The organism is Paenibacillus sp. Leaf72 (assembly GCF_001422685.1).
In the GTDB taxonomy this organism is placed as follows: Bacteria; Bacillota; Bacilli; order Paenibacillales; family Paenibacillaceae; genus Pristimantibacillus.
In genome coordinates, this window is record NZ_LMLV01000001.1 from 717,477 (window position 1) to 732,139 (window position 14,663).

Sequence of the window (14,663 nt, forward strand, 5' to 3'; positions counted from 1 at the left end):
ACTGTGCTTAGATCACTGCGCTTAGATCACTGTAGCTTAGATCATTGTGGCTGAAAACACAGCTTTTGAGAATCCGCGGTTCGGGGCGCACGCTCCTTTTTGGCGGACTGAGGTTCCGCTATTTTGGGTTTTGAACCGATTTCTGACCTTAAGCGGACAGGAAATCCGTTATTGCCCACTTTATCGCAGCAAAATGGCCATTTACAGCACATTAGCGGCTTTTGAGTCCGCCACTTGTGCCATACCCTTGATTTTGTTGAAATAGCTGCTTCTGTGTCCGCCTAGTCTTGCTTTGTACAGGGAATAAGCCACTGGAACGCTGACCACCCAGCTGCCTTTCGGTACGTAGGTCCACATTCATAAGCGGTGACATTTCCAGTAATAATGGGAATACTTGTGACATTATATTTGATCTGGATCTGGATTCGAATGCAGCTCAAATACGGTTGCATACCCGCCTATACTACATGCACTTTTATTCAAAATTCTCCTTTTTGTGATTGCGTTTATTATGATTGAAAATCAATTTCCCTTGTTCATCGTTCTGGCCTGAAGCCTTCCCGATGCCGCCCGATATTCAATTTCACCATCCTGATCTGTTCGGCGCACTTCGGTTCCGGCTGCCTTCAAGCGTCCCAGCACATCGCCATGAGGATGGCCGTAGCTGTTTGTCGCACCTGCGGAAATCGCCGCACTCAGCGGCTGCCAGCGCTCCAGCCAATTGGCAGCAGTCGAATAACGGCTTCCATGATGCGCTACTTTAAGCACATCAACATTGGCGCAGCAAGCTGCATAAAAAGCTGGATTTTCATCCATAAGGGCCAGCAAACGCTCCTCCGTATCAAATCCGATGTCTCCTGTCAGCAGAAAAGTATAATTCTTCATCGTCAAATAAAGGACAACACTCGCTTCATTCTGCTCCTCGAGCTCCTTGATTTCCATGTTGGAAACGCTGCTTCCTTCCGTTTGGTTAACAGCAGGGGGCCATAAAACGTTCAGACTTGTGTTCTTGCCCATTTCCCTCTCCTGCCCCGCCTCAGCCCGGTACATCGGAATCTCATGCTGCACCGCATAGGCCAGCAATTCCTCCGCATCTGGTGAATGCTTCACACTGCCGTTCCATAACAGCCCTTTGACTGGGATCGAATCCATAACCGCTTTAAGCCCCCTAATATGATCGCTGTCCAAATGGCTGACGACGAGCAAATCAAGCTGATGCACTCCGCGCTTCATTAGCAGCGGGGCGATAACCTTTTTGCCTACCTCAAAAGGGTCCTTGCGCGCTCTCCACTCCTCGCCGGCCTTGCGGAAAGAAACCGTTCCCCCTCCGTCGATCAACAGATGCTTACCTTCCGGCGTTCTGACATAAATAGCGTCCCCTTGTCCGATATCAAGCACATGAACGCGGCCGTCATGATCAAATAAATCCGGATGATAGGCGAAAAATAACAGTGCTAGCACGATAAGCACGGCGGAAAAAAAGCTTCCATGGAAAAGAAGCGCCTTTGCAGCTGATGCATACGAAAAATCGGCAAAGCCACCAGAAAACTTGCTGGGAGCAGTAATGCTGCCCTTTCGATGTATAGCTGAAAGCTCGTAGAGCGGCTGCGTCTCGAGCTCGCCGTTTTCGTGGCCAGCTGCAAGGTTGCTATGCTCTGATTCTGGCCCCTGCCCACGGGCGTCTGATAACTCGCGCACTGGAAGAGAGCGAAATAGCAGCGCTAGAGCGCCATACCAAGCCGCGATCCACCATAGCGGTGGAGTCGCCCAAATCGTGCGAAATAAATCTGCTGTTGCGAGCCAGTCCACGAGCCAAAATGTCCAGTCATTGGCGTAGACGCTCACCCATGCGAGCAGTTTGCCGCCTGTTGGCCAAGCCATGTGAATAAAAAGCGCGGCTCCGCCTAGCGGCATAATTATAAAGCTGATAAATGGCACGAGCAGCAAATTCGCCGGGAGCGACAGCAAATGGAATTGGTTGAAATAATAAATGGAAACCGGAAACGAGACGGCCTGTGCCACGACGCTGACGGCGATCAAATCGAGCAGCGCTTTGCCCCGTTTCCAGTGAGGCATGGCGCGCCTTACTGGAGGGACGCCAAGAATAAGACCTAGCGTTACGATAAACGAAAGCTGGAAGCTGACATTTTCCAGATAAAAAGGATTTAACGCCAGCATAATGACAGCTGCGGCCGCCAATATATGCAGGCCATCCTTTAGCTTGTGCATGCGCGCTGCCAGCAGGCCAAGCATGCTCATCACTCCGGCCCGTACAACCGAAGGCGAAGCGCCGCTGAGCAGCACATAGAAGGGCACGGCAAAAACGAGCGTCAGCAGCAGGCGCTCTCGCGTCATGCGGCAAAGCCGTAAAATCAGGCCAAGCCCGTAGAGGAATACCGCGACGTGCAGGCCCGATATGGCGAGTATATGCGTTAAGCCAAGACGAGCGAATTGCTGCATGAGGGAGGGATCAAGGTCATCCGTGATCCCGAGGACAAGACCTTGCATGTAGCCGGCCTGCATGCCCGGGTACATGCTCGAAAGCCGTGCGGCGAGCCAGGCGCGCACGGTGTCGACGCGGCCGAGCAGCGCGGCCGCGGTCCATGGCGGGCCAGGCGCGATGTCGATCGCGCCCGTGCCCGTAGCTTGAAGCAGCCAGTGGATTTTCTGGCTGCTCAAGTAGCGGCGGTAGTCGAAGCCGCCGCGATTAGCCGGACCAGCGGGCTGCGCCAGCTGGCCCTTAACGTCAACGACGTCGCCGCGCCGCCAGGCAGCGGCGACCTCCTGCTGCGGTTGCTCCTCGAGCCGCAGCTGCACAAGCATCCGCTCGCCGCCGAGCTGGCGCGGCGAGCCAAAGCCCGCTACGCTGGCGGCTTCGACCGCCAGCTCAAAGCTTGCCCGGTCGCCGTCGATCTCGACGACCGACGCAATCGTCCCGGACGCTTCAACCGCTATCGCAGCGTCCGACCCATGCGCCTCTGCGGCGCGCAGCACGTCCAGCAGTCCCGTCACATTGCGGGCATCCGCCCACATTCGTTCCCCAGCTGCAAGGACGAAGCCGACTACACATACGGCAGCCAGCTTTCGCGTCAGCCGCCCCGACAAAACCAGCGCCAGGGCGGCTACCGCCACACCGCCCGACGCCAGCGCAGCTCCTGCGCCGCTCAACTTCGCGCCGCTTGCGCAGCCTGCCACAAAACATACCGCAAACCATAGCAGCGGTCTTCTATCCATTTACAATCACCTCTTCCATGAAATTCACAAAAAAAAGCACCTCTTATCACATGCAGATCCGCATGCAATAAGAGGTGCTCCCTCACTAAATATATGAATTGCTATTAACGTGCAAAATCAAGAAATTACAGACATTCCCGCCTGCGGCGGCGGCTCATAGCCTTCCAGACAACGAAAAGCAATGCCTTTGTGCCCCATCAGCGTCACAACCTTCTCGCTGTCTTTCGGGTAACCGCGGTGATAGACAACCTCTTTTATCCCGCTGTTCGCAAGCATATTCGCGCAAGTCCAGCAGGGCTGGTCTGTCACATATACCGTTGAGCCTTCACGGTCGGCTCGATCGGTAAACAGCAGCAAATTTTGCTCCGCATGGATCGTGCGAATGCAGCGCTGTTTTTTAACCATTTGCTCCTCGCCATTCTCCTGCTTAATTTCCCACTCTTCCGCAATCATGCAGCCCGCTTCCGAGCAATCCTGAACGCCCATTGGCGCTCCATTATATGCGGTGCCAAGCAGCTTCTTACCCTGCACCAAAACAGCTCCCACATGCCGCCTTGGGCAGCGTGAGCGCGTCGATACCATATAAGCGATGTCCATAAAATACGTATCCCAGTCTTTACGTTCGGCGTCTTGCCCTACTATTGCCATTGTTTCAGCTTCCTCCTTGATGCTCGTTCAAAATAATCGTCAGCCACAACTGCGTCAAAAATGCGCGATATATTCGTTTTTTCTTAAAATCCGGCTGCTGCCTGTTATTTTCTCACACTTAAGGATTGGCGACAATGCTGTCTTTCATGCCTTCCAGCAGCTTAGGACCAATTCCTTTCACTCGCTGCAAGTCATCGACCGATGTAAAACGCCCATTTTTCTCCCGATTTTCTACGATCGCTTTAGCTTTCGCCGGTCCGATTCCCTTCAGCCCATCGAGCTCCTGAACAGTTGCCCGGTTAATATCCAGCTTGCCCGAATCCGTCGACGACGCTGCACCATCACCTGTCTCATTCTGTGCCGCTTCAGCTGCACCGCTCCCTTTAATCGCACTAGATTCCGGCAAGTGGAGCCCCGAATTCCCAGCAGCATCAGCTTCCCCTAATTCACCAGCATCAGCGTTTGCCCCGCCTTGCACCGTCTTCCCAGCACCATCCAACCGAGATGAGACAGCCCCTTCTACTGCTCCACCAGCAGTAGCTGGCATCTTCCTGATCCCGTTTTGCCCATCTCCACCGCTGTTCAAGGACGGTTTTCCACTACTGCCATTTGCCGCTGTATTCCCCTGCTGTCCTTCTCCATCCGCCTGCTTCCCTAAGCCGCTAGCCTTTCCAGCCTCGCTCTTCACCCCAGCAGAAACAGGTTCATTGCCTTGCTCTGGATCCAATGCTGCCTCTACCGCCGCATTTAGCGTCATCCAGCCGCTCGGAGCCTGCTCCTTCGGCATAAGCATAGCAGCTCCAAGCAGCCCGCAGGCGAGCAGTAAACAACCCGCCATAATCGTCCGCTTCGCATTTCGACTTTTCCCATATTGCTTCTCCTTCGCTCGTTGCCCCATCCTTAATCCACACCTTTCGCTATGAATGACCGCTCCAAAAAAGATGAAAATCGTTGACATAACTGCCAAGTTGTCAGGAATACGGTAGAAGAACAGGTAAACTGCGAATAGGCTTACTTCGCCTTAAAGCCTGTTCACTTCGGAAAATCAATTCAGATCAGAAAATGATTCAAATCTGGCCCCCACAAGGCCGCTTCCATTTCACAACCTCACAACGAAGGAGGTCATCGCATGAAAGTTGGATTTATTGGAACGGGAACGATGGGCAGTCTGCTCATTGAAGCATTAATCGCTTCGGGAGCGCTGGAATCCGATCAAATTTCCGTCAGCAATCGCACTTTCTCCAAAGCACAGGCGCTCGCTGACCGCTATGCCGGACTTCAAGCAGAAGCGAGCAATGCTCGCGCCGCATTTGGCAAGGATATTGTTTTTCTCTGCATTAAGCCGCATGAATTTAAGAAGGTCATCGACGACATAGCCTCTATCATAAGGCCTGAGCAACTGCTAGTTTCCATTACAAGCCCGGTGCTGCTCTCACATCTTGAGGAAGTTGTGCCATGCAAAGTAGCGAAAGTCATTCCCAGCATTACGAATCATGTATGGAGCGGCGCTTCCTTATGTATTTATGGCTCCCGCATCCAGAGCGAGGACAAGGAACGGCTCGAAGCGCTGCTCGCCTTTATTAGCGAGCCGCTGCAAATTGATGAATCCTATACGCGTGTCGTCTCCGACCTCTCCAGCTGCGGACCGGCGTTTATTTCTTGTCTGCTGGAGCAGTTCGTCGACGCAGCAGTTGAAGAGACGGGCATTGACCGCGAGGAAGCGCTCAAGGTGGCAAGTGCCATGCTGCTCGGGACAGGGCTGCTCTTGACCGAAGGGGGCCTTACCCCAGCTGATGTGCAGGCCCGGGTAGCCGTTCCCGGAGGCATTACAGCACAGGCGCTCAAATTGCTTCGCAATGAGACCGATGATGTTTTCAACCGGCTTATTCGCACAACTCATGCCAAATTCCATGACGATGTCGCCAAAGTTTCCGTCTCTTTCTACGGCGAAGAGGTGAACGGTCAATAGCTGTTCTTCAGCTAACTGACCGTTCACCTCTTCATGTGGCTAACGTTTAATTGGCAACGATGTTGACGATTTTACCTTTTACAGCTACAACCTTGCGGATGGTTTTGCCTGCGATAAGCTCCTGCACCTTAGCCAGTTCCTTTGCAAGACGTTCCATTTCCGCTTCATTCGTGTCTGCCGCTATTGACAGGCGCTCAATGATTTTGCCATTAACTTGAACGACGATTTCAACCTCTTGGTCAACCGTCCAAGCCTCTTCCCATGTCGGCCAGGACTCGTAAGTAATCGTCCCTGTTCCGCCCAGCTTCTCCCACAGCTCTTCCGCAATATGCGGCGCAAGCGGGGACAGCATTTTCACAAAGTCAGCCATCGCTTCACGCGGCAGCACTTCGGTTTTGTAAGCTTCATTGACAAAAATCATCAATTGGCTGATCGCTGTGTTAAAACGCAGATGCTCAAAGTCATCGGTTACTTTTTTAATGGTGCGATGCCATGTACGCTTGAACGCTTCGGTCGTTTCACCTTCCGAAATTTTCGCACTCAAGCTGCCATCGTCACCGATGAACAAGCGCCATACACGGCTAAGGAAACGGAAGGCTCCTTCTACGCCGTTCGTGTTCCAAGGCTTCGTCGCTTCCAGCGGGCCCATGAACATTTCATACAAACGCAGCGTATCTCCGCCAAATTCCGATACAATTTCATCCGGGTTAATGACGTTGCCGCGGGATTTGGACATTTTCTCATTGTTCGTGCCCAAAATCATCCCTTGGTTCACGAGCTTATGGAAAGGCTCCTTCGTCTCAACTACGCCCAGATCATACAATACTTTATGCCAGAAGCGCGCATACAGCAAGTGAAGCACAGCATGCTCCGCTCCGCCAATATACAGGTCAACCGGCAGCCATTCGCGCTGTTTTTCCGGCGAACAAATTTCCTTGTCGTTTTTCGGATCGATAAAGCGCAGGTAGTACCAGCAGCTGCCCGCCCATTGCGGCATCGTATTCGTCTCGCGACGCGCCTTCATACCCGTTTCTGGATCAATCGTGTTGACCCATTCCGTAACATTCGCAAGCGGTGATTCCCCTGTACCCGAAGGCTTAATCGCATCAACATCCGGCAGCAGCAGCGGAAGCTGGTCCTCTGGTACTGGCTTCATTGTGCCATCCTCCAGATGAAGAATCGGAATCGGCTCGCCCCAATAACGCTGGCGGCTGAACAGCCAATCGCGCAGACGGTACGTCACTTTGCCATGGCCGCTGCCTTTTTCTTCAAGGAAGCTGATCATTTTCGCAATCGCTTCTTCATTATTAAGCCCGTTCAGCAAATCGGAATTTACGTGGGCACCGTCGCCAGTATAGGCTTCTTTGGAAATATCTCCGCCTTGCACGACCTCCACAATCGGCAATTCGAACTGTGTGGCAAATTCCCAGTCGCGCGTATCATGGCCTGGAACCGCCATAATCGCACCTGTACCGTAGCCTGCCAGTACATAATCGGCAATCCAGATTGGCGTTTTCTCGCCATTGACCGGGTTAATCGCATACGCACCCGTGAATACGCCGGATTTTTCCTTCGCCAGATCAGTACGCTCCAAATCGCTCTTGCGGGAAGCTGTCAGCTGGTAAGCCTCAATAGCCGCCTTTTGTTCCGCTGTCGTAATTTGGGCAACCAGCTCATGCTCAGGCGCAAGCACGCAATAAGTGGCGCCGAACAAAGTATCCGGACGCGTCGTAAACACGACAAGGTTCGCGTCATGGCCCTCAATAGCAAACGTCACTTCGGCGCCTGTAGACTTGCCGATCCAGTTGCGCTGCATATCCTTGATGCTTTCCGTCCAATCAAGCTCCTCCAGATCCTCCAGCAGGCGCTCCGCATATTCGGTAATTTTCAGTACCCATTGGCGCATTGGCTTGCGTACAACCGGATGATTTCCGCGTTCGCTTAGTCCGTCAATGACTTCTTCGTTGGCAAGCACAGTTCCCAGCGCTTCGCACCAGTTAACTGGAACTTCAGCAACATATGCAAGGCCTTTGTTGTACAGCTGGATGAAAATCCACTGCGTCCATTTATAATAATCCGGGTCAGTCGTACTAAACTCGCGATCCCAATCGTAGGAAAAGCCGAGCGATTTGATTTGACGGCGGAAGTTGTCGATATTTTTAAATGTAATTTCACGCGGATGCTGCCCTGTATCCAGTGCATGCTGCTCTGCAGGAAGGCCAAATGCATCCCAACCCATCGGGTGCAGGACGTTAAAGCCGCGCAGACGCTTGTAACGCGACACGATATCCGTTGCCGTATAACCTTCCGGATGACCGACGTGCAGGCCTGAACCGGATGGATAAGGGAACATATCGAGTGCATAAAATTTCGGTTTGCCCGCTTCTTCCTTCGTAGCGAACGTCTTGTTCTCATCCCAATATTTTTGCCATTTCGGCTCTACTATCAGCGGATTATAGCCTTGCGGTTGCTGATCTTGACTCATGAATGTTTCCTCCTTAAGCTTGGTAAAGCAAAATTTCAGCGGCTCCATGCAAAAAAGCTCCCGCCCCTAGCGTATGATCGCTAGGGACGAGAGCTGTCTCCCGTGGTACCACCCTAGTTAGCCCCCGGACATGCTTTGCCGAGTGCTCACTTGTTGCCTTTAACGCAGGCCTTACGGTACGCTTGCGCGCACAGCTCCAAGGTGAGATTCATATCGCTGCAGGTCCGGCTTGCACCATCCGCCGGCTCTCTAAGCCATGCCCCGCGATACTACTGTTCCTTATCAACGCCATATGTGACATTTTAAGAATTAGTTCCGATTATAATGAAGCTTTGACGCGATGTCAAGGGACAAGCCTCTAAGTTGCTCCCTTTTTATCCCAATACACTCACTTCTTGCATGCTTAGATGAACGATGCTTGAACGTCAGTCATTTTTTGCGAGGAACCGCCTTTCTCCTTGCGGGTGAAAAAGCCGCTCTCATTTATCCATGGCATTTGCCCCAAGGAGGGGTATAATAGGAGCAGCAAGCTTTTGCAACCCATTACTATTTTCGGAGGAATCGTTATGATGCGTTTTGTAAGCAACAACCATATAACAGACCCTGCGCTTAATTTGGCGCTGGAAGAATATATTTTACGGTCGCTGCCGCCGGAGGACGATTATTTACTGTTTTATATTAATGAGCCTTCCATTATTATTGGCAAAAACCAAAATACGCTGGAAGAAATCAACCCGCGCTACGTAGAGGAAAACAACATCCATGTCGTGCGCCGGCTGTCCGGCGGCGGAGCCGTATATCATGACGAAGGGAATTTGAATTTCAGCTTCATCATGAGCGACGACGGCCAATCCTTCCATAACTTCAAGAAATTTACCGAGCCGGTCGTGAAAGCACTAGCCGCGCTTGGCGTTCAGGCTGAGCTTACGGGCCGCAACGATATTCAAGTAGGCGAACGTAAAATTTCCGGCAACGCACAATTTTCAGGACGCGGCAGAATGTTCAGTCATGGCACCTTGCTGTTTGATTCCGAAATTGAAAATGTCGTATCGGCTTTGAAAGCGAATCCTGAAAAATACGTGTCGAAAGCGACAAAATCGATTCGCAGCCGCGTAGCCAACATTTCCGAGTTTCTGGCAGAGCCGATTACAATTGATGAATTCCGCCAAAGCGTGCTTGCTTCCATTTTTGAAGGCAGTGAGGAAATCCCTTACTACGAGCTGTCCGAGGCGCAATGGGCGGATGTCCGCGAGCTGGCACAAACGCGCTATCGCAGCTGGGATTGGAATTATGGCCGATCTCCAGCATTCAATATGCGCCAGACGAAGCGGATCGAAGGAGCTGGAACGTTCGATGTACGCCTGCAAGTTGAGGAAGGTCTAATTGCAGATGCCGCCGTATATGGCGATTTCTTCGGTCGTGGCGAGAGCAGCGAATTTGCCAAGCAGCTCATCGGTCAGCGTTATGAAGCTGCTGCACTCGGCAAGCTGCTCGGCGAGATCGATTTAAGCTATTATTTCGGCAAAGTAACGAAGGAAGACTTAATGGGCTTGATTTTCGAATAAAAATAAACAGCGCCCCGGCCTTCTCTTATTAAGAGAGTCCGGGGCGCTGTTTATGTCCCCTGATGTCCCCCGATAGAATGGAATCATCAATAGGTTCTTTGAATGCCTCTTTTGCCAACTGCCAGCTTCCGAAACCAGAAAACAATGCCATAGCCAAGAACAACAGCTGCGCTGTTCATGAGAATATCATCAATGTCGAAGCTGCCGCGCCTCGTAAGCATTTGCAGCACTTCCAGCAGCGTAATAAACAGCACAAACGACAGCAGCACCTTGCCCAGCCGCCAGCGAAAAACAATCGGAAGCGCCAAGCCAAAGGGTACAAATACGACAATATTACCGCCCATATTAATGATCCAATCGATAAAGGGCATATGATGAAAGTTCGTTACATAAAGCTTGATGGTTGAAAAAGGAATGACATTATATCGCAGCACAGTACCGCTTCTCGCCTGCCGGCCAAAGCCAAAAAACATTGCATAAATGAGCCATATCGTATAAACGAAAATAAGAACGGCTGTCACTTTTTGAGTAAAGGAATCGAATTTTCCGCCTGCCTGCTTCAACGTAATCGCCCCTCCACTTCGCCCGGGTTAATGGGACGCCGGTAATTTTTTCACCCGATACCAGTAGTTATATTGCAGCGTAAAGCCTAGCTTGTCATACAAGCGGTTAGCCGCATCATTGGCATGCGTAACGAGCAAATAGCTGTGCTCCGCCCCATTCTCCTTGCCCCACTGCAAAATATGCAGCAGAAGCTGCTCGCCAAATCCACGCCTGCGAAAAACTGGTGAGGTCACGACGGCATACAGACCGATATATCCTCGCTCCATCACGCCAATACCGCAAGCCGCGGGCACTCCCTCTACATAAAGCACAGCAAAGCCCGTCTGAAACGGCGGTGATGCGAACATTTTTTTAAGCGTCTGCCGCTCATCATCGGTATGCTTCGCCATCGACATATAGGCTTCCAGCCAAGCTTCACTTAAAAAAGTGCCTATGCGAACGTCCAGCCCGCCAGCCGGTTCTCGCATTTGAGCAAGGGGCGCCGTCTTGACATAGACAGGATCTATTTTGTCGTAGCCTCGCAGCGCGAGCGTCTCATCCAGCTCCGGCGGCTGGGAGAATGGCGTGATTTTATAGGCCGTATCCATTCCACGCGCCGTATAAAAAGCTTCTCCATAGGTGATTTTGTGCGAAAGCACTTCCCCGCTGCAGGCTGCTGGCACGATGGAGTTTGACCGTTTTGTATAGCCATTCGCCAGACGCAGCTGCCACCCCTCATACATCAGCACCTGAAGCGCAGGCCAAGCATTCATCGACAGCTCCTCCAGCTTGAGATGCAGCTGCTCCTCAGATGACGACTTTAATGCGGCGCTGTCCAAAAGCTGCTTTATCTGGCCCATATGATGCCGATCATGAGCGATAAAATCTGTCAAGTATCCCTGCAGCCGGAATGGATGCCCATCGCTGTCTATGTATTCAGCCGCATAATGCTGCTCCGGCAAAGCTTGGATGATCCCAACAATCGCTTCACGGTCTTGAATCGTCTGCCTGATCAGCTTCGCAATCGAAGTATAACGACCATACAGGCGGGCATTTTCATTAAATGCATCATAATCCAAATGCTTGAGCGTCAGCTCCTGCTGCCGGCTTAATCTCTCAATTGCCGTCGTAAGAAAATAACGATCCCAAAGCGCAATATGAGCGACGGCTTCGCGAACGGACCATTTTCCCGGAGCCAAGCTTAGCTCCCACACCGCTTCCTCTCGCTGCTCCAGCCCTTCCACAAACGTAATCCATTCTTGAAAATACTTGAGCAACTGCTGTTTTCCCTGCTCCTGCTCCTGCTCCTGCTCCTGCTCCATGAACCGTTCTCCCTCGCTTTGCTATCCAATATTTGAACTTTTTTCTACGATTCGTTTCATTAAAGCTTGTAAAATAAAATCTCGCAATTTGCATGCCCTGCAATCATTCCGCCCTCTTGTCGAAGCAAAACAGCCGCCCTGACGGCGGCAATGCCATTCCAATTACCATTAAAGCAATCTAAAGCGGGTTATTTGGTCGAACTGCTGCTCCGCCATTAAGATTGGACGCTGCTTAGGCCCAAACAGATCAAAATGCGGATAGTTGTCGCGGTAGTGAATATACCGGGGATCGAGCCCATAGGACGTGCACCATTCCGCCAGCTTGTCTATATTGGAGCAGCCTACCTTCGTTACCGTCTTCATGCCCGGAAAGCGCGGGTCCAGCCAATAATGCGTCAAAAAAGCGATTTCGCCGCTTTGCACCCGTTCCTTCCAAGCATTCATTTCGGTTCTGGATATGCCAAATGCCACCCGTCCATCTCCTTATTCCATTGGTAAAATATGCTTAACGCGGCCTACTTGCCCGTCCGTCAGCCGAACTTTAATGCCATGCGGATGCGTGCCGGAGTTCGTCAGCAAATCCTTGACGATGCCTCTCGTCAGCTTACCTGTACGCTGATCCTGCTTAAGCACAATGTCGACCTGCTGGCCCGGCTTGATTGCCGCGCGATTCGTTCCGTTCATACGTTAACCTTCCTTTTCAAAAAAGCGTAGTGACCAAAGTATGCACTTGATTAAGACAGCGCTGCGCCGCCAGAGGATGGCTACAGCCGTTTCACCTTGAAATATTTTATACTTTTCTTCAAAATAGCATAGCATATGTGCAGGAAAGATGCACATGATGGGTACAACCTGTTATACTTAACACCAAACGATGTTTTATGAAATGAGGAAATTGTCTAATGTCAACTGATTTTACTGCAATGGGCGTCATGCCGGAGCTGGCCTCGCGTCTCCATGAGAACGGAATTACCGAGCCAACCCCGGTTCAAAAGAAATCGATTCCCGTACTGCTTGCGGGACAAGACGTCATTGCCCAAGCTCAAACCGGAACAGGCAAAACGCTTGCCTTTGCCTTGCCTATATTGCAGCGCATTCAAGTGCACAAGGAACAGGTGCAGGCGCTTATATTGACTCCAACCCGTGAGCTCGCTATTCAAATTACGAGCGAGCTGACGAAGCTTGCTCCGACCGTTGGCGCTACGGTGCTAGCTGCTTACGGCGGGCAGGATGTTGTCGCACAAATTCGCAAGCTGAACAATGCTCCCCATATCGTTGTAGCAACACCTGGACGATTGCTTGACCATATTCGCCGGGAGACGATCAACCTGGGCAAGCTGAAAATGCTCGTGCTTGATGAGGCTGACCAAATGCTGCATATGGGCTTCCTGCCAGAGGTCGAGAACATTATCGCGCATATGCCTAGAGCTCGCCAGACGATGCTGTTTTCGGCTACGATGCCAGAAGCGATTAAACGCCTTGCTGCCAACTATATGAATACGCCGGTCGATATTCGTATTCAAAGCACGCATGTAACGCTGGACAACATTAAGCAATTCGTCATTGAAACGACAGATCGCGGACGTGAACGTGCCGTTATGCAGCTGATTGAGCAGCATAACCCTTATTTGGCCGTTATTTTCTGCCGGACGAAGGTGCGGGCCAAAAAACTGAATGCTGCCCTGCAGGATAAGGGCATTCCTTCGGACGAGCTGCACGGCGATTTGACGCAAGCGAAGCGCGAGCAAGTTATGAAGCGTTTCCGCGATGCCAAGCTGCAAATTCTCGTCGCAACGGATGTCGCTGCACGCGGGCTTGATGTAGAAGGCGTCACCCATGTATACAACTATGATGTGCCGCAGGATTCGGAAATTTATATTCACCGTATCGGCCGTACAGGTCGTGCAGGACAGCGCGGTACAGCGGTAACTCTCTCTTCGCCGCATGATCGCGGCGCTGTTGCTCATATTGAGCGCAGCATTGATGCTTCGCTGCAGCGCTTTACGATTGATGAAGAAGGCCAATTAACAGCTGACAGCACGAAACGCTCAGCAGCTCCAGCCAAAGCATATGGCCGCGGAGATTCGTCCTCGTCAGAGCGCGGCGGCAGAGCACGTGGCGGACGCGATTCGGGACGATCCGGCCAGCAAGCTCGCCGAGGCGGCGAATCCTCCGGTGGACGCGGACGCCAGCAAGCTGGCGGCAGAGGCCGTGGGCAGCAGGCTGAACGGTCAACAGCTCCAAGCAAGTCCGGCGGCGGCAGCCCATGGGAAGCAGCAAGCGGCGGCGATACTGGAAGCAAGCGTGGCGGCAATGGAGGGCGTAGCTTCGGTGGCGGTGAGCGCAGTGAACGTCCTGCCGGTCCTCGCAGCTTCGGCGGCGGTGAGCGCAGTGAACGTCCTGCCGGTCCTCGCAGCTTCGGCGGCGGTGAGCGCAGCGAACGTCCTGCCGGTCCTCGCAGCTTTGGCGGCGGTGAGCGCAGCGAACGTTCCTCCTCAGGTGCACCACGCAGCTCTGGCGGACGCAGTTCTGGTGGACGCAGCTCTGGTTCTGGCAGCGGCGGTCGCAACTCAGGCGGTTCCAGCCGTGGATCCAGCCCTTCCCGTGGCGGCGGAGCTGGAAACAGTCGCGGTCGCAAAAGATAAATTTACCTTTCAAGCAGCTTTCCGTCGATTCCTATCGGCGAAGGCTGCTTTTTTCATCCTTCCCAGGCATTCGCCTCAGTAACATCCATCATAAACCGCCGGAGTTAGCGGCCTTACTAGCGCCCAATTATAAATGACCCATGACAGGAGTCCATTCCAAACAGGGCGAAAAACATACAATACTGTATACCGAGCGGCAGGGAAAAGACCATTTAAATGAAGCAGCACCCTAAGCCGGAAATTAACTGTACA

11 protein-coding genes and 1 other annotated feature are annotated in these 14,663 nt (G+C 52.3%); of the genes, 3 read left to right on the forward strand and 8 right to left on the reverse strand.

Translation table 11 applies throughout. The features are described from left to right. Nucleotides 1-522: 522 nt before the first annotated feature. From ASF12_RS03170 to ASF12_RS03180, 3 genes are all read right to left on the reverse strand, one after another. The gene (locus tag ASF12_RS03170) at nucleotides 523-3,234 is read right to left on the reverse strand and encodes a ComEC/Rec2 family competence protein (RefSeq protein WP_056029410.1); all 2,712 of its coding nucleotides are present in this window, start codon (nucleotides 3,232-3,234) and stop codon (nucleotides 523-525) included. Between the two features lie 117 nt (nucleotides 3,235-3,351). Next, nucleotides 3,352-3,882 carry a deoxycytidylate deaminase gene (locus ASF12_RS03175; RefSeq protein ID WP_056029414.1) on the reverse strand — a complete coding sequence of 177 codons (531 nt, stop codon included), beginning with the start codon at nucleotides 3,880-3,882 and terminating at the stop codon, nucleotides 3,352-3,354. 118 nt (nucleotides 3,883-4,000) lie between these two features. Further along, nucleotides 4,001-4,780, reverse strand: a complete 780-nt coding sequence (locus ASF12_RS03180; RefSeq protein WP_056029418.1) for a helix-hairpin-helix domain-containing protein — start codon at nucleotides 4,778-4,780, stop codon at nucleotides 4,001-4,003. Nucleotides 4,781-5,011: 231 nt separating this feature from the next. Here ASF12_RS03180 and comER point away from each other — a divergent pair, with 231 nt between their 5' ends. After that, the gene (gene comER / locus ASF12_RS03185; protein WP_056029421.1) at nucleotides 5,012-5,851 is read left to right on the forward strand and encodes a late competence protein ComER; all 840 of its coding nucleotides are present in this window, start codon (nucleotides 5,012-5,014) and stop codon (nucleotides 5,849-5,851) included. Nucleotides 5,852-5,897: 46 nt separating this feature from the next. Here the strand turns inward: comER and leuS are convergent, their stop codons facing one another. Next, on the reverse strand, nucleotides 5,898-8,336 hold the full coding sequence (gene leuS, locus ASF12_RS03190) for a leucine--tRNA ligase (protein ID WP_056032752.1): 2,439 nt from the start codon (nucleotides 8,334-8,336) through the stop codon (nucleotides 5,898-5,900). Between the two features lie 79 nt (nucleotides 8,337-8,415). Next, nucleotides 8,416-8,631 (reverse strand) — a binding site (T-box leader). A 274-nt stretch (nucleotides 8,632-8,905) separates the two neighbouring features. Between leuS and ASF12_RS03195 the strand changes: the two genes are divergently transcribed. Next, nucleotides 8,906-9,901, forward strand: coding sequence for a lipoate--protein ligase (locus tag ASF12_RS03195; protein WP_056032755.1), 996 nt, complete (start codon nucleotides 8,906-8,908; stop codon nucleotides 9,899-9,901). Nucleotides 9,902-9,987: 86 nt separating this feature from the next. On the opposite strand, the gene ASF12_RS03200 is transcribed toward ASF12_RS03195, so the two are convergent. The 4 genes from ASF12_RS03200 to ASF12_RS03215 form a co-directional block, all read right to left on the reverse strand. Continuing rightward, nucleotides 9,988-10,464, reverse strand: coding sequence for a VanZ family protein (locus ASF12_RS03200; protein WP_056029424.1), 477 nt, complete (start codon nucleotides 10,462-10,464; stop codon nucleotides 9,988-9,990). A 27-nt stretch (nucleotides 10,465-10,491) separates the two neighbouring features. After that, nucleotides 10,492-11,766, reverse strand: coding sequence for a GNAT family N-acetyltransferase (locus tag ASF12_RS33445; RefSeq protein WP_056029427.1), 1,275 nt, complete (start codon nucleotides 11,764-11,766; stop codon nucleotides 10,492-10,494). A gap of 168 nt (nucleotides 11,767-11,934) precedes the next feature. After that, nucleotides 11,935-12,237, reverse strand: a complete 303-nt coding sequence (locus ASF12_RS03210) for a hypothetical protein (RefSeq protein WP_056029431.1) — start codon at nucleotides 12,235-12,237, stop codon at nucleotides 11,935-11,937. Between the two features lie 12 nt (nucleotides 12,238-12,249). Further along, complete coding sequence (locus tag ASF12_RS03215) at nucleotides 12,250-12,450, reverse strand: YwbE family protein (protein ID WP_056029433.1); 201 nt, start codon at nucleotides 12,448-12,450, stop codon at nucleotides 12,250-12,252. 218 nt (nucleotides 12,451-12,668) lie between these two features. On the opposite strand from ASF12_RS03215, the gene ASF12_RS03220 reads away from it, so the two are divergent. Next, entirely contained in the window at nucleotides 12,669-14,411 is a 1,743-nt protein-coding gene (locus tag ASF12_RS03220; protein ID WP_056029436.1) for a DEAD/DEAH box helicase, read from the forward strand. Nucleotides 14,412-14,663 lie beyond the last annotated feature (252 nt).